Origin of the sequence: Desulfobacter hydrogenophilus, from assembly GCF_004319545.1 — a bacterium.
Taxonomy (GTDB): domain Bacteria; phylum Desulfobacterota; class Desulfobacteria; order Desulfobacterales; family Desulfobacteraceae; genus Desulfobacter; species Desulfobacter hydrogenophilus.
Map to the genome: position 1 here is coordinate 3948736 of NZ_CP036313.1, position 21204 is coordinate 3969939.

Genomic DNA, 21204 nt, shown 5'->3' on the forward strand with positions numbered 1-21204 from the left:
AAACTCAAATCAACGCCCAGACTTCTTTATACGATATCCCTTCAATCTCTGTTTCACCGATATTCTTGACCCAACCGTGTTCTTCAAGGATAGCCATAACGTCACGAGCTCTTTTGGCATTTCTGATCTTCATCGGGCCGCTCTGATAAATTGTGATAATAGGATGCTGCTCACCACGAGCTTGCATCCATGTGAGAAGATTTTTAGCGTCCATAAGGTCATCATTGGAATCATCAGCATCGATCTGTCTTTTTGCTTCAGAGAGGAAATAATCCATCAATGCAATGCCATTTTTCATGTATTTTTCATCAATAACCTGAGCGTCAATATCTTCGAATAGAGTAAGAACAGCGGCTATACGAGTGGCATGCTCCGGAGCTTTGCTGGCAAATCCTCTGATATTGAAGAATTCTTCATTTTCCTGCTGTGAGTGTTCAATTCGGTTGTAAAAATCAATAAAGACTCGTTTGGCATCCTCTGAAAGGGAGATAGGGCGTGGATCAAGCTCATTTTCTAAATCCTTTTTAAAGGGCAATCTTTTCCGTAACAGGGCTTGAACATGATTATGATATTCTTTGATCGTTGCGTGGGCTTTTTTGTCAGCTACTTTGTATTTACGAGTACCGATTTTAGACTCAGGTTGACAAATCAAAATTCTGGAAAGAAAACCCTGGGATTTCATCAATTGATCAGACAACACTTTTTCGGCAATGACACCCTGCATCATCAAATGAATAGAGACTCTTTTTCCCACCACAAATGTGTTTCCCGTTGAAACTCTGATTGACTTCAACGGTTTCCCGTCCCACAATTGCGATAGGCCTGCGATTGTTTTCAACTGATTATCCACACTCATACTGTATCCGCCAATGAATTTGCCTCCTTCATCTGAAAAAATGCCGATTGAAGGCTGTTCTTCTATAAGAAACTTCCCAAGTCCTTCAATTGTGGGATCGTCAACAAGCATTCCTGCCTGAAGTGGCTTCTCAGGGGGCAATCCAAGCTCATGCGCAGCCTCTTTCACCATTTCATCAGATAATGAATCATCTTCCAGTATTTGCTTAAAAGCTGCATCGTACATTTTCTTTCGAACCTTATAATCGTTCATTTTTTGCTTCAATTGGGAACGCAGAAAAGATTCATGTTCACGATGGGGTTTAAGACAAATATCATCAACGGCAGATTTTCGTTCCCCGGATTCACCAATGGTGAAAAAAAAGTTGGAAATCGGTTTTATCCGACCATCAATATCAACATTCGCATGTCCCTGAACGCTCAAAGTGGCAGCAGCAAGCAACCCTTGAGCACAAAGGGCTTCTGGGGCTTGGGTTAATTCAGAAAGAGCCTTAACAGTCTCCCCCAAAAATTTTCCTAAAGAATGAATCGGAAAAGGGAGCGCATCATCTTTTTTTCTCAGCAAAGGCAGTCTGTCTGTCGATTCGTCTTCAGTTTGGTATTCAAGCTTAGTCTCTTTGGTCTGAAGAAAAGCATCAGGGCCTTGTTCAGGGTCATTAAGTACATCTAACCAATCCTCCCCCTTCTTTGGTGGCATCATGAAAAAGACCTTTTTACCTTCATCTAAAAGACGACCAGCTAATTCATCAGCTGCCTTTTCACCGGCACCACTCCTGTCATTATCGGCCCATATCTCTATTGTTTCCGTTGCTTCAGGGATATACATATTTTTCTGAAGGTTAGCAGGCATGATGAGCATTGACCCCCCCATGGTTTCTTGAACAGCAAGAGCTGTTTCGATCCCTTCCGCCACGCCCATGGTTTCAGATATCTCACCCAAAATAATAGCAGCACCGTTGAGTATGCCCTTCATAGGGCTTTTGGCAAACTTTTTTGGGGACTCCACATCAGCTTTACCAGGATGGTCATATGACAAATAAGTGTAATGCAAAGAAATAACCTGATCTTCAGAATTCACAACCTGTGCGATCATTGCACCAAGATACTTTTCACTTTTGTCGCTTTTTTCATAGTATTTCACTGATTCATGATAGAGCAAATCTTTCGTATTACCGGAAAGGCCCCTTGACTTGAGGTACTTTCGGACCCGGTCACAACAAAAGTCTGCCTTGGCCAGTGTGATATTGATTCTTTCTTGGGCATGTGAGTTTACGGTTTTTCGTTTTTCAGATTTTTCCTTGTGATCCCATTCTATACTTCTCTCTGGGACATCCAGCGTATCAAGGCATTTTGACACTTCTGACAACACTTTTTTGAATTTCCAGGATCTAAGCCACATCAAAAGAGCAAAACCGTCCGAGAAACTGCCGCAGGTGTTGCAGATACCCCCTCCAGTTTCTTCAGCATCATCAAATAGACGAAATCCATCCACACTATTTTTGTGTTCCTTGGACGGACACGGAACGTGTGAACCAACGTCACTGCAAGCTTCATTAAGCTCCGGGGCTAGCTTTTCAAAGACCTTGAGCCAAAAGCCAGTGACTCTTTTTTTAACGTATTCTTTTTTCATGGTATTTTCTTTCTTTCCACACTTCCAAAAGTGCGATGTTAAGGTTTTGACTGTTAAAAATATCTTTTAGAACGGTCGTAAATAAAAAGCAGGTTGCTACTCATTTCGCGCCATCTCCGGCGCATTTGAATTATGGCTGTCTTGCAACAGCAAAAAAATATCCCCCCTCCTTTTTTTCCTGATATATGGGGCAGAGGGGGGACCTTTTATGATGTGGCTTCAACTATTTGAGCGGCCACACCGTCACTTACATCCCTCACAGCCTGATCCGACAAATGACTATAACGCTGGGTCATTTGCGAGGAGTGATGGCCCAGCAGTTTTTGAATTTCATAAAGCGAAGCCCCCTTATTAATGCCGATACTGGCGAAGGTATGCCGGATATCATGGGCTCTGAAATCATTAATACCGGCTTTGGCTTTGACGGCTTCAAAGGTTCTCTTGATACCTTTCAGATGGGTATTAGGATTCTTTCCGGGAAAGACATATTTGTTGACCTTGAACGATTTCATATCCACCATGACCTGTCTTGCGAGCTCATTGAGAATGACATTTCTTGCTTTTCCGGCTTTTGTATTCGGCAGGAGGGCTGTTCCATTCTCGATATTAATATTTTTCCACAACAGCCCTAAGGCTTCGGAGAGCCGGATGCCGGTGAACATCAATATTTTGATGACATATGTGGCTACTGTCGGTTCCATGCTTTTCAATGCTTCCATGAATCGCTTGAGTTCATCATTATTAAGGTATCTCTCCCTTCCACCTGCTTCCTTGAATTTCTTCACCCTTTTACAGGGATTCTGTTCAATGAAGGCCCATTCAATGCCCAGGTTAAACAGACGATTCAGCAATGCGTAGTGCCTGTTTGAAGTTCCTGCAGATGCCCTGGTCTTAATTCTGGTCTGGTACTGCTGAATGTCCCTTGTGGTAATTGCAGCCAGCGGAAGCTTACCAAACGACTTGATCATATCTTTCTCAAGCTTGTTTACGTCATCCTTCCAGCTCTTTTTATTAATTTGAGCAAACGGGATGTATTCTTTCCGGACAAACTCTTCAAATGATAAGCTGTCACTGATCTTGTTCCGTTCCATTAGTGGATCAAGGCCTTGAGATACTAAATTTTTGAATTCATTTGCTCTCTTTCTGGCATCTGCAATACTAACAGCTGGATACTCACCGATGGCAATCACCCGTTTTCTTTTGTTGAACCGGTATCTGAGATGGAAAAACTTTCTACCGTTCTTACTAGCCAGCAAGCGAAGACCAATTACTTCTGAATCTGAGTATTCCTTTTCCCTGGATTTAGAATTTCGATCCTGGGGCGGTATCCGATCCAAGGCTTTTTTTGAAAACCTGAACCGGTTTGTGTAATGGGTTCTCTCCTGTGGTAAGCGCATAGGCACCTCCTAAGTTTTTTGGGTTTTGTATTCTGGAATTTTTAGGTGGACAGCGGATCAGTAGACCCTTGTTCAGAACGAAAAAAACCTTGCCCTATAATAGTATGTTCGTTTAATTTGAACGATTCTGGTCAAATTCCGGTACAACTGACGGAAAAAGGAGTTAGAATAAGGTTTCAGGTGGACAGAAACCTATTGGTTCTGGGGAAGCAGAATGTCGGTTTTGCCATCATGGGCAGGATCTATTTGTCTGCAAGTGGTATCGCCATCGTTCCAGATAATTTTGGTTCTTGACCGAATGAACAAATCCAGCAGGTCCTGGTCAAACAGGGACAGCACCGTATTTACATAGAAAGCCCTTTTTCCCAGGGTTTCTTCACCCTGGACAAGGTCAGCCTCAGAATACACCGCTTGCACCACAGAGGGGCCATCTGTATCGTTTTCTTGCCCATAGATGCAAACCTCAAGGTCCATGCTATCGGTGTGAACGTCCCGGGTCACAGAAATTCTGACAATAGAAAGGTCCTGATCCAGGTCTTCTCCCACATCCTCAAATTCCTGACGAACGTATTCATAGCTCAGTTGCTGTTCAATCTTCATTGCCATCATTTGACCTCCGTCACTGAAATCTTGTAGATGCCCATATCGTAGTAGCAGCAAAAATTTTCTTGCCATATGTTGAACAATGTCTGATTTTGACAGATAGAATATTCCTGCCCATAACATTGGGTAACGCCCATAGAAAAATCAAAATCAATGTCTTTGGCCAGTTCAGCCGGATAGCCCACATAGGCAAAATCGGTAATGTACAAAATTTCACCGGTAGCTGATACCATGACCTCTACAGGATGAAATCCACCTGTTTCCGGTGAATACTTTGGATCTCTGAAATTCACGATAGTAGGATGATTGCCCGATACGTCTGATTTCTGGATTTCTTGTTCCAGAATGTTCAATAGAGATTCACTGACAGGCAGTGGATATGTGTGTTGCTGTATGTTCATCTTGCCTCCTAATACAAAAAGACCTCATACCTTTTCCGGGTATGGGGCTTGTTTTCTTTTTTGGGAATATCTGGAAATTTTGCTGCTACATTCTGACTGGCAACTATCGAATCATCGGTAGCAGTACCTCATTGCCAGGGTCACTCAAATCAATACGAACTTCGGTTTTGTCACCCTGATTGAAAAAGACAGGGATACCTTTTGCCCTGATTGTTTCTAATAGGGCCTCATCGAATAGAGCCGAAATTTTGTGAATACTGAGTCCTTCAACCCGTTTGTCTTCATGAAGCAAAACTTCGGCATCAACGGGAGTTTCAAAAATAGGGCAGCCCCGTTCAGGATCACCGCCCCAAATGGACAGATTCAAATCCAAGCAGTCCCAATAGGTGTCTTTCTCCAGGGTAAAACTGACCAAAGAAAGATCATCAATGGTTTCTCTGGCGCTTTCAAGCTCGGTCAGAATTTCTTCAAGTTCAAGCACATCATTTTCAATACTCATAATGCTTTCTCCACAAATGGAAATAGGCCAGACAATCCTCCACCATGGGATAGTCTGCATATTTTTTGATTTTTTGGTTTCTATCGTCTGATTGGCGATTGCCAATGGTGAGGGTCTTCTAAGGTGGGATACTACTTTGCCCAGTCAGGCATCAATTCATCAATCTGTTTTTCAATATCCGGGGTTACATACACCTGACACTGTCCCACCATCCCCGCCATTATAGCCAGATCATCAATGTAGCCCGCAGGCAAAAAGTCTGGGATTAGGTCCAGGGGGAAGATGAAATACCCCAGTACCCCGATGATCATGACCTTTGCCGCCACAGGGACAGCCGGATCTTTCAGCAATACATACAGTGTCAATGCCATCCTTAACACTTTAGAACCGGCAGATTTGGGCAAGGACTGTACCTTTTTTTGAAAGCCTGTTTCGCTGTAGTGGGAACCGTAATCTTTCTTTCTCAATGACGTTTCCTTTGTTGCATAGGTTTTTTTCCACAGCCCCCAGCATGCCTTCAGGAAAAACCAGTAAAACTATGCAAGGGGAAAAAATATTTTCTATGGAAATAATATATGCTTGAAAGGCCTATAGATACGTCATCAAACCAATGGATTCACCTGTAAATATAAGTATTTGAAATAGATATAATAATATTGAGGCCCTGATATGCTGGTAATGGTGGCATCCGGGGTTCTGTTTGTATTCATCATATAATGACAAAGGAGAACACCATGGTCAGACCTAAGAAAACTACCCAGACAAGTGAAAAAGAAGAATCCAAATCTATGATCCAGGAAGAAGAAACGGAATCAGCGAAAACTGCATCTGCTGAAAAAACCGGGGAGACTGAACCTGTCATCAGAATTTTGTACCATGGGGAATGTCCGAAGCTGACGCCCAGAGGTATGGGAAATATTAAATATGAGTTAGGTATCAACGATGAAAACGATGAGGCTTACATTCGTATTGCCGGTAATGCCAGCAGTGGCGCTTTCAATACTAAATGGGTGGGAGTGAATGAAATCCGTGAAAGACTCGAAAAACTTGCAGAGGAGACGTTTAGGGCGATTATTTTGCAGGAACTATACAAGAGTCAGTCTTCCAACAATCACGGCTTTCTGGGGGCAATCCTGAAGGCTGAGGGCGTATTGGTGGGTGTGGAGAAGCCACCAAGTATGTTGCAGATGGGTGAATGGACTGGATTGCTCAAAAAGATTGAATCATTGAAGAGGGAAGGGGTTAGCCTGACGGATCATATTGCTGTTGCTGCCAAGGAACGGGCTGAAAAACGTGCTGAGGATTTGCTAAAGCGGAAATCTGTAAAAACAGACAAGTAAAAATAGATTGAAGGATTCCAATACCGGTTGTTGGTATTGGAATTTTTTTCTTCTGGTAGATTTACAAAATATCAGCTATTTTCAAAACATATTTCATATTTCGAAAAGGAAACTCTCTTGTATCAAGACAACAAAATTGCCCTGCTTATTGACTGTGACAATGTAAGCTACAAATCAATAGAAGGCGTCATCGACGAACTTTCAAAGTATGGTAAAGTCAATATTCGCCATGCATATGGAAACTGGAAAAGTGAAAGTATGAAAGGCTGGGAAGAAAAGCTTCACCCTCATGCCATCAAGCCGATTCAGCAATTTGCATATACAAAAGGAAAAAATGCAACAGACGCAGCAATGATCATCGATGCAATGGATATGCTCTATACTCAGGATCTTGAAGCTTTTGCCCTCATGACCAGTGACAGTGATTTTACTCCACTTGTAATGAGAATTCTTTCCAATGGTATAACTGTATACGGATTTGGAGAAAAAAAGACTCCAATGCCTTTTGTCAAAGCATGCTCCCAATTCATCTATACAGAAAATTTGGAAGAAACCGATGAAACGGAAGAAATACAAGGTGAGGCAAATGCAAAAAAGAACAGAAACCAGTTGAGGCAGGATACTGGATTGGTGAAGCTATTGAGAACTGCTGTAGAGCATTCCGCAGATGAAAATGGATGGTCCCATTTAGGTCGTGTTGGTGAATACATCAGTAACAAGACTTCATTTTCTCCTGTCAACTATGGCTACAAAAAGTTGGGGGAACTGATTCGGGCCTGTGAACTGTTCCAAATCGAAATGAAACACGACAATTCTGTCATGTATATCAAAGATATAAGAAAAAGCTGACGATTCATCGCTAAAACCGCAATTTATTTGTTTTCTGCGTATATCAAGAGTGGTTGAACCGCAAGACGATCTGCCCAAGTGGTCTGGATACAAAAATTATTTCGAGGTGCTGTATGTAAACTGTTTCATTGACGAAACGGCAAAAAAATCATTTTACGGGAGGGACTGGTTGGATAAGTGCTCACCACCGCATTCAACATTCCGAAATTAGGCCATTCCTTACTCTATGCCGGTTTATCCCGGCGTTTTCATACTGTCCCCGGAATTCCTGAGAAGAGTGACCACTCGTTCATGACCTCTTGTATAGACAATATGTCATCGTATGATATCATGGCCGAATCTTTATCGAACTCGAAAGGAGACCTGAACCATGGGAACCATCAAAATTTTTGATCTGAGGCGCTTAGTTTCTTGGTTTAAAGAGATTTGTTGCTGGCTATGGGAAGCACGATTAGGTTTTACATGCTTCGGAGTTCTTATCATTTTTTTTACCGTTAGTTTTTGTGTATGTACTGAGTCTTCAATAAGGTTATCAGGTCTTGCCCTTCAAATAATGGGAATGTGCTTAGCTATAAGGGGACTTTTGAAGGTCAGAACATATTTTCAGCATCCTTCCATCCGTAATTTGTTTCAGGGATGGTTTAATCAATTCCCTAAATGGAGAAACAACAGGAGAATACATCTTAAAGGTGCCATAACGGGTGTATCTGACATAAATGCAAATGTAAGTATCTGGACAAACGATAATCCAGGTGATCTTATTGAGAGGCGTATTGAGGCGATTCTACAAAACGTTGAGAGATTAAAAGATTTTCAAAAAAAAGTAGTGATGAACTCGGTATATTGAAAAATAATTTTGAAACGTTCCAAAAAAAAACCGACCAGAGGTTAACGGATACTGAAGAGGACATTAAATCAGATTTAGAATCACTACACACAGATGATATTTTACCTTCGTTGGTTGGCCTTTTATGGGTAACGTTTGGAATTGCTTTTAGCACGATGCCTCAAGAAATTATCAAAACTATAGAACTCTGTAAGACCGTCAATATCAATTATTTTATCTCTTAATGGGACACCACTCGTCCTGAGATGGCCCCTCCCTGTCGTCAACATAATGCCAACTCGATCCCGGGAAGACTTGAGGTGGTAGGGTAATTACATAGGCGTGTAAGGGACATCAATAGGCTTCCAATCCCAATGGCTCCTACGAAAGAACAAAACGTAATACAAAAAAAGTGTCTAAACTTTTTTAAAAATATGAAATAGTAAATAAAAATTTGGGCACTTTAGAAATGTGAATGGTTGACATTGAGTAATCCATCCTTCAAGATCCAACAGATGAACCAGCATCAGTCCTTCTTGACCGCACCAAAGCAGAACGTGAAGCCATGAAACCCCAAAAAAAATAACAAATCAAACTGGTATTCAAGGAAAAAGATTCTGTACTGAATACCAAGTCGTTTTTTAAAGCGGATGTTACTGGCTTGTCGGAAACAGGGACGCATCTGGTATTGGAAAATGTAAAAGCAAGGAAATACATTTTCTTTTCAACTCATATCAAAAAACGTATTGTACCGATAAACAATATCTCGATAATCCAAATTCTGGGTGAATAAGGAACGTTAGAGTAAGATTGAATCCGTTTCAATCTCGTTCATGAAAAAGGGGAGTCTCAACGTCATTTTTGGGGTTCCTGCTTTCTGCGAACTTGACATGTATCCCCAATTGAAACAACAAAAATCCCCAAAAGACCGGAAGAGGACCGGAGGCACAAAAAAAGCCCTCAAGAAAATCCCCTGAGAGCCTAAGTGGTAAATGGTGCGCCCGACAGGATTCGAACCTGTGGCCTACGGATTAGAAGTCCGTTGCTCTATCCAGCTGAGCTACGGGCGCAAACAGGAGAGACTTTTAACAAATCCAAGTGGTTTTGGCAAGATAAAAAAATACTAAAAACAATTTTTTTTGCAACTCCGGGTCAATCCTGGGCCAGTGGTTCACAAAAGAGATCAAAAAAAGCATGGGGCAGTTTTGATTGTTGTCCAGGGGGGGGGTATGGAATTCGGTTCTAATTGATTGGCCAATTCATAGAGGCCGATTTTCATAGCTTGGGACATTGCTATAAGCTCACAATTTTTATGATAGGCAGGCGGAGCATGGGCATTTGATTTTCATCCCGCTAATTTTGCGAGAATTTCGAATGTATCCCGGGTAGATGGTTCATATTTTAAGCTTTCCTAAATATTATTATGTTACAAGACGTTTAAAGGCTTGATTCTATGCTGAAATACTGTTAAATTTCCACCCTTAATTTTACTATTTCAAGGCCTTGTGCATGAATCGAGCAGGCTAAAGAGACATCAATGACAAACCCCACAAACAGAACATTAGATAAAACATTATTAGCGGAAATAAAAAAGCGCAGAACATTCGGCATTATCAGCCATCCGGATGCTGGTAAAACAACATTGACGGAAAAATTATTGTTGTTCGGTGGTGCCATTCAACAGGCCGGTGCCGTAAAATCCAAAAAAGCTGCCCGGGCCGCCACCTCGGATTTTTTATCCATTGAGCAAGAAAGAGGGATTTCTGTATCGTCTTCCGTGATGAAGTTCAACTATAAGGATTATGAAATCAATCTTCTGGACACCCCGGGACATAAGGATTTCAGTGAGGATACCTACCGGGTGCTCACCGCGGTTGACTGTGCTGTGATGATCATTGACTCTGCCAAGGGGGTGGAACCCCAGACCCAGAAGCTGATGGAAGTATGCCGGATGCGCAATACGCCGATCATCACTTTTATTAACAAGCTTGATCGGGAGGGGCTTGAGCCCCTTGATATTTTCCAGGACATTGAGGATAAGCTGCAAATTGAGTGCGTGCCTTTGACCTGGCCCATCGGTATGGGAAAGCGGTTTAAAGGGGTGTATAATCTGGAAGAACAGCAGTTGGGGATTTTTACGTCGGGATACACCCCTAAAAATGATGACGGGGTATTGATCAAGGACCTTGATGATCCCGTGCTGGATGAAATGATCGGCCAGAGTCCGGCGGATCAGCTGCGCGAGGATGTTGAGCTGCTGTCCGTGGCTGCCGAACCTTTTAATCTTGACCTTTATCTTAACGGCACCCAAACCCCGGTATTTTTTGGTTCCGCCGTCAATAACTTTGGGGTCCGGGAGATGCTGAACGCATTTGTCCGGATTGCACCATGTCCCGGGGTCCGGCCCACAGCGTCCCGGGATGTGGATCCTTGTGAAGCGGCTTTTTCAGGGTTCACCTTTAAAATCCAGGCCAATATGGATCCCGAGCACAGGGACAGAATTGCTTTTTTCAGGATCTGTTCGGGAAAATTCACCAAAGGCATGAAAGTGCGGCACCACCGCATTGGAAAAGATATCAAACTTGCCAATGCCACCATTTTCATGGCCCAGGAGCGGTCCAATGTGGAAGAGGCGTATCCGGGGGACATCATCGGCATCCACAACCACGGCACCATCAAGATCGGGGATACTTTTACGACAAAAGAACCCTTGAAATTTTTGGGTATACCCAATTTTGCCCCAGAACATTTCAGACGGGTGCTGCTAAAAGATCCTTTGAAAGCCAAGGCCTTGACAAAGGGGCTGACCCAGTTGGCGGAAGAGGGCACCATCCAGGTATTCCGCCCTTTGCAGGGGAACATGCATATCATCGGTGCTGTGGGCGTACTTCAGTTTGATGTGACCATGGCACGGCTTAAGGCTGAGTACAATGTGAATGCCGGATATGAGACCATTGACCTGTCCGTGGCCCGATGGGTAGGATGCGAAAGCGAATCTTATCTTAAGGATTTTATCCGGGAAAATGAATCCAGCCTGACCCGGGACGCAGAAGGGCGTTTGACTTTTTTGACCACCAGTGAATATCAGCTTGGGTTTACCCGGGAGGACTGGCCGGAAATTGAGTTTCATAAAACAAGGGAACACAACGAGTAGGATTCATAGCCAAGCCGTTTGCAAAAGATTTAAATTTTGACTTGGTGGTAAAGATGACCATCTTTGAATAATTATGCGAGATCCTTTTAGAAAAATACCGTTTAACTATACCTCGGCTGGGGATGACCAGATCATTGCACATTTGTTCGGCAATGAGATCTTAAATACCATTCATGTCCTGGAAACACTTAAGGACACAGGCCGTTCTTCCCGCCTTCTCCACCGTTTCATGGGGGACCTTTTCATCATCCGCAGGAATGCCTTTCTGTTTCAAGAACTGGTGGAACACCCCATGTTAAGGCGGCGCCTGTTTACCGAATTTGAAAATGACCTTTTCAATATTGCCGGGCATGCCGAGCATAACGAGGTTCGTATTGTGCTTGATACCTGCAGATCCTCACTTCGGCAGCTTAAAGCTCAAATCAGTGCCGTTGTAAAGGACCAAGCCCGGGTAACAAGGCGGCTTTCCCCGGTGGTGGGCAAAGCCAACATATGCTTTGACCCCTTTAACATTACCTCCCATACCACGGACGCCACGGACTGGCGAAGATACGCGCCGGCAGCCGTGCTACGCCCGGACCGGGAAGACCAGATCCCCAAACTGGTTAGAAAACTAAAAAACTTAAAATTTCATATCATTCCCCGGGGCGGGGGAACCGGGCTGACCGGCGGGGCCACGCCCCTGGCACCGGACTGCGTCATGATTAATACGGAAAAGTTGAACACAATTTTTCCCATTGAACACCGCAAAACAAAAGACGGTAGAGATTATGCGGTGATGCCCATGGAAGCCGGAGTCATCACCCAGGATGCCAAGGATGCGGCGGCGGCCCAGGGGTATATTTTTGCCACAGATCCCACCTCTGCCTGGGCCTGTACCATTGGCGGCAATCTGGCGGAAAACGCCGGTGGTAAAACAGCCGTGCTCTATGGCACCGCCATTGACAATGTTTTGTCTTTCAGGATCACTATGCCCGACGGCCATCTGCTGACAGTGACACGCCAGGACCATCCCCTGCGCAAAATTTTGTACGAGGATACGCTTCGCTTTGTGGTCAAAGATGAAAACGGACAGGTTCTGGACACCATTGAACTGACCGGGGCGGATGTCCGTAAAAAGGGCCTGGGCAAGGATGTCACCAATAAAGTGTTAGGCGGTCTGCCGGGGCTGCAGAAAGAGGGGTGTGACGGCATCATCACCTGGGCCGAATTTATTCTCTACCCTGAATTTGCACACAAGGCCACCTGCTGCATTGAATTTTTCGGCAATGACATGACCGAGGCCGGCAAGGTGATTACTCAAATCTGCACCCGGTTTGACAACAGTGATCCTGCGCTCATGGCCCTGGAACATTTTGACGAAGAATACATCAAGGCCATCAAATACAAGACCAAGCGGTCCGTGGGAGACAGGCTTAAAGCCGTATTGCTCATTGATATGGTCTCCAATGATCCAGACATCCTTGACCAGGGCATGCGTGGTATAGAAACGATCCTGGACGCCTATGACAAGACCGGGCTCTCCATTGCCCGGGACAGGAATGAAGCTGCCCGCTACTGGGAAGACCGCAAACGGCTGGGGGCCATTGCCGCCCATACCAATGCCTTTAAGCTCAACGAAGATATTGTTCTTCCCATTGACAGTCTGGCCGATTTTGTCAGATTTGTTGACGAAACAAATCTTGAAGAGAAAAAATACACCCAGGGCCGGATTATTCAAAATATCCTGACATATCTGGAGACGGCCATTCCCCTTTCCGATCCCCAGTGGCTTGGAAAAAAGGTCGGTCGGATCAAGGACCTTGCTTACGGCATCCGCAAAAAGCTCGACATTGCGTCCCGGGACGCCCTGGAAGCCTTTATTCACACCAAAAATTTTCACAGCCAAATTCAGGATCATCTGCGCGGATACAGCCTGGTTCTCTCCAATGTGGAAAACATTTACAATGACACCCTGAGCCGTCTCATTGTCATTGCCACCCACATGCATGCAGGAGATGGTAACGTACATGTGAATATCCCGGTGTTTTCCAATGATAAGCAGATGCTTGCCCGGGCCCACATGACCGCTGATAAAGTCATGGCAAAAGCTGTGGCACTTGACGGTGTGGTCTCCGGCGAGCACGGTATCGGCGTCACCAAATTTAAATATCTGGATAAAGATCAGGTGAGCCAATTTGATGCGTACCGCAAACAAGTGGATCCAAACGGCTTAATGAATCCGGGGAAGCTGTCCGAGCCTGATATTTTGAACAAGGTATTTACCCCATCGTTCAATCTTCTGAAACTTGAGGCTCAAATCCTCAAGCACGGATCTTTGTCCGATCTCGCCGCGAACATTTCCAATTGTGTTCGCTGCGGTAAATGCAAGCCCCAGTGCCCGGTGTTTTATCCGGCAAGAAACATGTTTTTCCATCCCAGGAATAAAAATCTGGCCCTGGGCGCTTTGATCGAGGCGTTGCTTTACATTACCCAGCGAATCCAGTCCACAAAATTTAAGGTACTTAAAAATCTTGAACAGATTGGCGATCATTGTACCATCTGCCACAAGTGTTTTGACAAGTGTCCGGTAAATATTGATTCCGGAATTATTTCCATTCAGGAGCGTGAAATTCTTAAAAAAATGAATTTCAAGCATACCCCCGTGTCCACAAAATTAACCCTGGGTTATCTGGGGAACCGCAACCAGACACTGAACCCGATCATTCGTACAGGACTTCTGACAGCCGGTAGTGCCGTCCAGCGTACGGCAGTGAAACTTGCAAAATCTGTCTCTTTTGTACCGGCGTTAAAGGAAACAAGACCGCTGCATTTACTGCACGCCCCGGTATCCCAACCAGAGCTGACCACGCTTCGGGCCCATCTACCTTCTGCGGACAGAAACCAGGCTATTTTAATAAATCCTCCCGGAAAAATTATTTCAACGGTGTTTTATTTTCCAGGATGCGGCAGTGAGCGCATGTTTTCCAATATCTCAAAGGCAACCATTTTTCTGCTGCTTTCCCAAGGGCACCAGGTGGTGCTTCCGCCGCCATACATGTGCTGCGGATATCCGTTAAAGGTCAATGCCCGGATAAAGGAGGCCCAAAAGGTCTCTCTTGAGAACACCATTATCATGACTCAGATCCGGGACATGTTCAATGACCTTGATTTTTCCGGCTGCATTGTTTCCTGTGGCACCTGCATGGAATCTTTGTCCGATCTAGGCATAACAGACCTGTTTGATGCAAATTTATTTGATATTTCAGGGTATCTGTTTGAAAATGGTCTGACAACAGCGGAACCCCAAGCCTGCCTTTACCATGCCCCTTGCCATGATAGTTTGAAGGGCACGGCAACGGCACAGCTTGCCAAAGCAGGTATTGACGCCAAGGCTGTACCTTACTGCTGTTCCGAAGCCGGAACCATGGCCCTGTCCCGGCCGGATATCAGCTACAATATGTTTTTAAGGAAACAGGATGCCGTTAAACAGGCTTGTCAGGCCCTGGATACGGCAAAGCCAAGGATATTGACCAACTGCCCGTCCTGTGTCCAGGGGTTAGGCCGCCAGAACCAGGTAACTGCCGTGCATATGGCCGTGGAACTGGCACGCCTTACAGGCGGTGCCGACTGGATGAAACAGTTCCGGGCGTTGATTAAAAATATGGAAATCGTAACCTTCTGACATGAACCTTATCTTGCTGGAAGACCGGGATTTCATAAGCCCGGACCGGGTGCGGCTCCAGAATGACCGATGCAGACATATTATCCGGGTGCTCGGGGCAAAGCCGGGGGATACGCTTGTCTGCGGAAAAAAAAATGCAAAAATGGGCACAGGTCTAATCCTGGCAATAGATCGGCACTCCATTGACATGCAGGTCCGCCTTGACCAGGCCCCCCCCCCTCCATTGCCCCTGACCCTGGTACTGGCGTTGCCCCGCCCCAAAATGCTTAAACGAATACTTCAAAATCTTGCAAGCCTAGGCGTAAAAGAAATTTATCTAATCAATTCCAGGCGGGTTGAGAAAAGTTTCTGGGGTTCAGGCGTATTGTCCGAATCTGATATCCAGCGACATCTTGATTTAGGCCTTTGCCAAGCCAGGGATACCCTTATGCCCCGGGTACACCTGAAACGTTTTTTTTCTCCCTTTGTTAAAGAGGAACTGCCTGAACTGAGTAAAAACAAAAAAAAAATTCTTGCCCATCCCAAAGCGCAAACATCTTGTTCTGTGGGGGTAACTTCCGATACAGTGCTTGTGATCGGTCCGGAAGGCGGATTTATTGACCTTGAAGTCCAGACCCTTGTGGACAAAGGCTTTGAACCCATGACCATAGGTGTCAGGATTTTGCGGGTGGAAACTGCGGTCACTGCTTTGATTTCCAGGCTTTTTACTTAAAATTCTAAACTGTTGTATTTTGGAGATAACATAATGGATAAAAAAAAAGAAAAAATGAGACAAGAGGCGTATGAAAGTCTGCCCCCTAATATCAAAGACAGTCTGACGCCTGAAGAAAAAGAAATGTTTTTAACCGCCGAACAATGGCCTGACAGCCTTTTTCTCAAACTGGATGAATTTATTACTGAAGAATAGGAATTCGCCGATTCATTGACATCTGTTGATCTAAAAGCGTTTTATCATATAGTCCCGCCCACAGAAAAGGCACGACAATTAGATCCACCAAAATCTTTTGGTAATGCTGAACCGGTTGTTTCAACGAGCGGGATTATTGATAAAACGTTGTTGAACAGAGCCGGTGGTCAGGGCCGGTAACGAGTGTTTTCACTATGGGGTTTATATCGATTGCTGGCAGACTGTGCAAGGATAATTTGGTGTGATTTTGATGGTAAATGCTCAACGATTCGGTTTTGAACTGCTGCATATATTCTGCTCTACGGATATAGGCGGTACTTGTTTGTATTGTGCCGGGTTTTCGACGCACCTCATGGGTATGGCCTGAAGCCATTGCCTTTGCCACAAGTTGTTTTAGATCAAAGATTAGGGTCAAGAAGTATCCCAGGCAGCCACCTTTTTATTTGGGACAATATAGCCAATATATACCGGCAGCAACTCGTAAAGTCTTGTCAGGCGGCCTTTGCCACATTTGGGGCATGCTTTAATGTCAATGCCGGTCAGTCTGTGCATCATTTCTTCTACTGACTCATTTTCAGGATGTGCTGGCTCTTTGAACTTATCACCCGTCAATTTTCGGATCAGTTTTATGTTCACTGCTTTGTACCGGGGGGATAGAAAACCAAAGTGCCTGATTTTTTTAAACCCTCTGGGTAGCACATGAAGCAGGAACCGTCTGATGAACTCCACAGCATCAAGAGTCATCTCTTTTATGGCATCATTTTGAGCCCGGTCCTTCCAGGTGAACACAACTTTGCCGTCTTCAAAGGATTTGATACGGTAATTTGAAATGGCGACTCTATGGGTATACCTTCCTAAATATTCCAGGACTTTTTCAGGGCCGGAACAAGGGGCCTTGGCGTAACCGGACCATTTCTTTTTCCGGATAATTTTGATCAGGCGGTTGAAACCAGAACGGGTGCCGTACTTGGCCGTATTACCCGGGAACTTGAGATCCCCGTCCTGGTATAGTTGCTTGAGTCCTTTGATGTAGATGCCCTTGAACGCCTTTACTATGGAGGCTGTCTTGAATAGAAAATTCGTTTTGGATGGGGTCCATTGGGTTTTGTCTTCTGACAGCACACCGCCGGGAACAAGGCAGTGCAGATGAAAATGGTCCAGGATGGTCTGGTTCCATGTATGCAATACGGCAATAAAGCCAGCCTGCCCCTGGAGTCTCCATTGGGGATCGGTAGCAAATTGTTTAATGGTCTGATTTACCGAGGAGAACAGCAGGTCCAGCAACGGCTTCATATTACAGAGGATGATAGGATTCAGGTTGTGGGGCAGTGTGAACACCAAATGATAATAGGTGGCAGGCAATAGTTCTGACACCCGTTTATCTAACCATTTTTCCTTGGTCATGGTCTGGCATTTGGGGCAGTGCCGGTTCCTGCAGGAGTTGTAGGAGTTCTTTTGGAAATCGCAGTCAGGGCAAGCGTCTATATGGCCTCCTAAAGCAGCTGTTCGGCAGGTAATGATTTTATTCATGACCTTTATCTGTTCGTGTGAAGCTCCGAAAGTTTCCAAAAAGCGTTGCCCAGCGTGTCTGAAGATATCGGCAATGTCATGTTCGGGTCTGCTGCTTTTATTGCAGCATTCTCCGATCATTAAAGCACCACGTCAGCCGGGCTGACAACTTGGGATATGGCCTCATTGCTGATGTGAAGATACTTTGCCGTGGTTCTGATGGATTTATGACCGAGCATCTGCTGAAGTACATGTGTCCGGGTTCCCTGTTCGAGAAGGTGAGTCGCAAAGCAGTGACGAAGGGTATGTATGCCTTTGCCACGTTTTACACCGGCTTCTAACTTGGCCGTGTAATAAATTTTCTGAGCTGTCTCAACTGGCATCGGTTTTGATCTGGTTTTGCCGAAAAAGATCCATTCGTTCGGTTTAAAAAGCCGCCAGTAGTCTTCCAGAGTCTTTAGTAAGGTATCTGACAAGACTGTATACCGGTCTTTTCTGCCTTTACCTTGCTCTATCCGTATCATTTTGCGGGATCTTTCAATGTGTATCGGTTGGAGCTTTACAACTTCACTGACCCGCAATCCTGCGCTGTATGTGGCCAGAAGAAGGGCATAATGCTTGGGGTTGGTGCAGGCATTCAGTATTTGCGCCACTTCTTCCCGGCTCAGTGCCATGAAGATTTTCCTTTCCTGAGGCCGGGGCGGTATGGAAATCTTGGGCTCCCGTTTTAATACATGCCTGTAAAATCTCTTTATCCCTGAGAACTGTACATTGCAGCTACTCCAGGCCAGTTGTCGGTCTGCAATAATATAGTCGAGATAATCTTGGATCTGGGAATCGGTCAGTTGATCCGGTGCTTGCTTGTAGTGCGCGGCAAGCAATTTTACCGCATTCATATACGCCGCATTTGTTTTTGGCGAAAGCCGGTGAAGAGTCATGTGTCGATCAAATTGTTGGCGAAGTTGTGTCATCTTTTCCTCCTGAATTATGGGTGGATACTCAGGAGAATGATGGAATAAGACAGGGTAAATATAAAGGGATATTGTATAGTCGCGGCTGACTGGCCCATCAATGGGTAAGATGCCAGGTTGGCGTTTCTTTCCGCGGAGCGGTTTTGTTCAACAAGAATTTATATTGAATTAATTCAATTTTCAGATGATTGGAAAAAGCATGAACCCTAATGATAGGCAGAATGCAGAAAGCTCCCTCCTGAAAAAATATGCCAAATATGCCCATGTACTCCAGAAGACAAAATGGGCCAGGGAGTTCTCCTGGGAGCATATCCAAAAAATATGTTTCTATATTGAACCGGTAATTGCTAAACCGGGAGCCATAGTGTTCAAAGAAGGGGATACGGACAAAAGCCTGGGAATTATCGTCAAGGGTGCAATTGATATTCTTAAGGAGAATACCCGGGTCAGCACCCTGACCAGTTCCCAGACGTTTGGCGAAATGGCACTGATCGACGGCGAGCCACGCTCCGCATCCGGGATCGCCGTGAAAGAAACCGTCATTTTTTTCATGACCCAGGAAAATTTGATTCTCCTGACCCAGGCCGATCCGGAATTAGGAGTCCAACTGCTGTGGAAAATAGCCAAACTCATAAGTCAGCGGTTGCGTCAAACGACTGGGATGCTCGTGGATTATATGGGAGAATATTGAACTTGTCGTCTGATTTCCCCGTTTCAGTAAACAACAAGAGGGCAATTTTTTAAATATAATTATAAATTATTTATATCGACAACTGGATTTCTTGTAATGTATGCCATCACCATTTAACCCTCGAAGAGGTGTATATGGAGAAATATGAATATCCTGATACAGAATTTCATAAGAAGGTCCATAAAAAGTTTATAAGAATGTTCAAAAAAATTATCCCATTATACCATTGTTTGTATATGTTACATTCACCCCCCCCCTTGCCAAAAGGATAGGAAAATATGATCAAACAAGACGAATTCAAAGAGATCTCATTTGAAGAATTTGAGCAATTACGTGCGGCCAACAAAGAAAGCGATTTTTTGGTAATTGACGTCCGGGAGGAACGTGAATATACAGCCGGGCATGTTCCCGGGGCCATATTAATCCCCTTAAATACCCTGGGTAATCATCTATCCGAACTTGCTTTAGACAAGGACCTGTTTTTTTACTGCCATAGCGGTGTCCGTTCTAACGTGGCCAGTCTCATGGCTGCAGAAGATGGCAGGGACGCCCAGAAAACCTACAATATCACCGATGGATTTCGCTCTTATCAGGGCCACTCCCTGGAAGGTTTTCCTCGCTTGCAGATATTTGACTCCCAAAAAAGTTATGACAGGCTGCTTTATCAGGCAATGGAGCTGGAAAAAGCCGCAGAACAGTTTTATGAAACCATTATCTCCTTTGCTCCGGATGAAAAATTTATAATACCCATTGAACAACTGGCAAAGGCGGAAATAGCCCATGCTCGAACGATTTATTCATACTGGAAGCAAGCCGTTGAGAACCCGGCACCCTTTGAGACGCTTTATGGATCTCTTAAAGGGGATATCCTTGAAAATGGTCAACCCCTTTCCGAAGTAACAGCCGCTTTGCACGCAAATAAAGAGATTGCATGGACTGATGTCATTGAGATGGCTTTGGGCATTGAAATCCAAGCTTATGATCTCTACCGCACCATGGCAGCCCGCCGGGGGCAGGGTGAAGCGCAAGACGCCTTTCTTTCCATTGCCCAGATGGAAAAAGCACATATGAAGCTGGTGGCTAAAATGCTCGGGCCTGAATAGCTGAACAAATGAAAAAATTATAGGCAGATAGTATGGGGTATACCCCCAAATGCGTATGTAGTCAGTATGTCTTATGCGTTGATTTACAGGGTATTTCGTGCTAATTTCTATTCATATTATTGAATTGGAAGGCGCCTTAGTGAACCAGAAAAAAAATAGATATGACACCATTCTTTGCAAACTAAAAGAGAATGGTTACAAAATAACACCCCAGCGGATCGCCATCGTAAAAATCCTGGCAAAAAGTGTGGACCATCCCAGTGCTGAAACCATACACGAACAACTTAAAACAGATTTTCCGACCATGAGTCTTGCAACCGTGTATCGGAACATCTGCGTTATCAAATCCCTTGGCGAAGTCCTTGAACTAGGTTTTCCCGACGGGTCCAACCGGTATGACGGGAAAAAACCCTATCCGCATCCCCATATTATCTGTATCAAGTGTGGTAAAGTTGTTGATCCTGACTTAGACAGCTTGGATGATATGAAAAATGAGGTTGCCAGGGAAACCCATTTTAAAATTTTAAATCATCGACTGGACTTTTTCGGCATTTGCAATGACTGCCAAGCCAAAGAAAAATAAGTTTAAGTCCCCTTCTGTTTTGTTGCTGTAACCCGCATAAAGATAAGCATCTGACAGCAATAGTTTTCTATTTTGAATCGCTTCTAAAAGTCTGTTTAAAATTGTTATTGAAATTTTTCAATTTTTAAGCTAAAGCATTAAATGATAATAGTTATCATTTGATATATATTATTAAATAGTGTTCCAGAATAGAAGCACTGTTTTTCAACAGTCGTGTCCTTA

The 21204-nt window shown here is 44.4% G+C and carries 18 protein-coding genes and 1 tRNA gene; 10 read left to right on the plus strand and 9 right to left on the minus strand.

Annotated features, from left to right (window positions below; translation table 11 throughout):
- Positions 1-4 precede the first annotated feature (4 nt).
- From EYB58_RS17540 to EYB58_RS17565, 6 genes are all read right to left on the minus strand, one after another.
- On the minus strand, positions 5-2485 hold the full coding sequence (locus tag EYB58_RS17540) for a DUF3987 domain-containing protein (RefSeq protein ID WP_111960148.1): 2481 nt from the start codon (positions 2483-2485) through the stop codon (positions 5-7).
- A gap of 206 nt (positions 2486-2691) precedes the next feature.
- Positions 2692-3882 carry a tyrosine-type recombinase/integrase gene (locus tag EYB58_RS17545; RefSeq protein WP_111960146.1) on the minus strand — a complete coding sequence of 397 codons (1191 nt, stop codon included), beginning with the start codon at positions 3880-3882 and terminating at the stop codon, positions 2692-2694.
- A 192-nt stretch (positions 3883-4074) separates the two neighbouring features.
- Complete coding sequence (locus EYB58_RS17550; protein WP_111960144.1) at positions 4075-4491, minus strand: hypothetical protein; 417 nt, start codon at positions 4489-4491, stop codon at positions 4075-4077.
- On the minus strand, positions 4488-4886 hold the full coding sequence (locus EYB58_RS17555; protein ID WP_111960142.1) for a DUF2787 family protein: 399 nt from the start codon (positions 4884-4886) through the stop codon (positions 4488-4490). Before EYB58_RS17555 ends, EYB58_RS17550 begins: the two co-directional genes overlap by 4 nt.
- A 103-nt stretch (positions 4887-4989) precedes the next feature.
- Entirely contained in the window at positions 4990-5385 is a 396-nt protein-coding gene (locus EYB58_RS17560; RefSeq protein ID WP_111960140.1) for a hypothetical protein, read from the minus strand.
- A 131-nt stretch (positions 5386-5516) separates the two neighbouring features.
- Positions 5517-5852 (minus strand): YkvA family protein, encoded by a 336-nt coding sequence (locus EYB58_RS17565; protein ID WP_111960138.1) that lies wholly within the window; start codon positions 5850-5852, stop codon positions 5517-5519.
- A gap of 267 nt (positions 5853-6119) precedes the next feature.
- Here EYB58_RS17565 and EYB58_RS17570 point away from each other — a divergent pair, with 267 nt between their 5' ends.
- From EYB58_RS17570 to EYB58_RS17580, 3 genes are all read left to right on the plus strand, one after another.
- Entirely contained in the window at positions 6120-6725 is a 606-nt protein-coding gene (locus EYB58_RS17570) for a hypothetical protein (protein ID WP_111960136.1), read from the plus strand.
- Between the two features lie 117 nt (positions 6726-6842).
- Positions 6843-7574, plus strand: coding sequence for an NYN domain-containing protein (locus EYB58_RS17575; RefSeq protein WP_111960152.1), 732 nt, complete (start codon positions 6843-6845; stop codon positions 7572-7574).
- Positions 7575-7944: 370 nt separating this feature from the next.
- Entirely contained in the window at positions 7945-8421 is a 477-nt protein-coding gene (locus tag EYB58_RS17580; protein ID WP_111960134.1) for a hypothetical protein, read from the plus strand.
- A gap of 972 nt (positions 8422-9393) precedes the next feature.
- Here the strand turns inward: EYB58_RS17580 and EYB58_RS17585 are convergent.
- Positions 9394-9470: transfer RNA gene (locus EYB58_RS17585), tRNA-Arg, on the minus strand.
- A 467-nt stretch (positions 9471-9937) separates the two neighbouring features.
- Here EYB58_RS17585 and EYB58_RS17590 point away from each other — a divergent pair.
- The 4 genes from EYB58_RS17590 (at position 9938) to EYB58_RS23325 (ending at position 16125) form a co-directional block, all read left to right on the plus strand.
- The gene (locus tag EYB58_RS17590; RefSeq protein ID WP_111960130.1) at positions 9938-11554 is read left to right on the plus strand and encodes a peptide chain release factor 3; all 1617 of its coding nucleotides are present in this window, start codon (positions 9938-9940) and stop codon (positions 11552-11554) included.
- A 73-nt stretch (positions 11555-11627) separates the two neighbouring features.
- Positions 11628-15218, plus strand: coding sequence for a DUF3683 domain-containing protein (locus tag EYB58_RS17595; RefSeq protein WP_111960128.1), 3591 nt, complete (start codon positions 11628-11630; stop codon positions 15216-15218).
- Between the two features lies 1 nt (position 15219).
- Positions 15220-15930 (plus strand): 16S rRNA (uracil(1498)-N(3))-methyltransferase, encoded by a 711-nt coding sequence (locus tag EYB58_RS17600; RefSeq protein WP_111960126.1) that lies wholly within the window; start codon positions 15220-15222, stop codon positions 15928-15930.
- Positions 15931-15963: 33 nt separating this feature from the next.
- Positions 15964-16125 carry a hypothetical protein gene (locus EYB58_RS23325; protein WP_165477779.1) on the plus strand — a complete coding sequence of 54 codons (162 nt, stop codon included), beginning with the start codon at positions 15964-15966 and terminating at the stop codon, positions 16123-16125.
- Between the two features lie 411 nt (positions 16126-16536).
- Here EYB58_RS23325 and EYB58_RS17605 read toward each other — a convergent pair whose 3' ends face one another.
- Entirely contained in the window at positions 16537-17775 is a 1239-nt protein-coding gene (locus EYB58_RS17605; protein ID WP_131072012.1) for an IS91 family transposase, read from the minus strand.
- The gene (locus tag EYB58_RS17610; protein WP_111960837.1) at positions 17775-18605 is read right to left on the minus strand and encodes a tyrosine-type recombinase/integrase; all 831 of its coding nucleotides are present in this window, start codon (positions 18603-18605) and stop codon (positions 17775-17777) included. The genes EYB58_RS17605 and EYB58_RS17610 overlap by 1 nt, the downstream gene beginning before the upstream one ends.
- A gap of 199 nt (positions 18606-18804) precedes the next feature.
- On the opposite strand from EYB58_RS17610, the gene EYB58_RS17615 reads away from it, so the two are divergent.
- From EYB58_RS17615 to EYB58_RS17625, 3 genes are all read left to right on the plus strand, one after another.
- Complete coding sequence (locus tag EYB58_RS17615; protein ID WP_111960703.1) at positions 18805-19296, plus strand: cyclic nucleotide-binding domain-containing protein; 492 nt, start codon at positions 18805-18807, stop codon at positions 19294-19296.
- Between the two features lie 278 nt (positions 19297-19574).
- A complete protein-coding gene (locus EYB58_RS17620) occupies positions 19575-20399 on the plus strand; it encodes a rhodanese-like domain-containing protein (protein ID WP_111960701.1) in 825 nt (274 codons plus the stop codon).
- 97 nt (positions 20400-20496) lie between these two features.
- Positions 20497-20982: a Fur family transcriptional regulator gene (locus tag EYB58_RS17625; RefSeq protein ID WP_242637414.1), complete on the plus strand. Its 486-nt coding sequence runs from the start codon at positions 20497-20499 to the stop codon at positions 20980-20982.
- Positions 20983-21204: the final 222 nt, after the last annotated feature.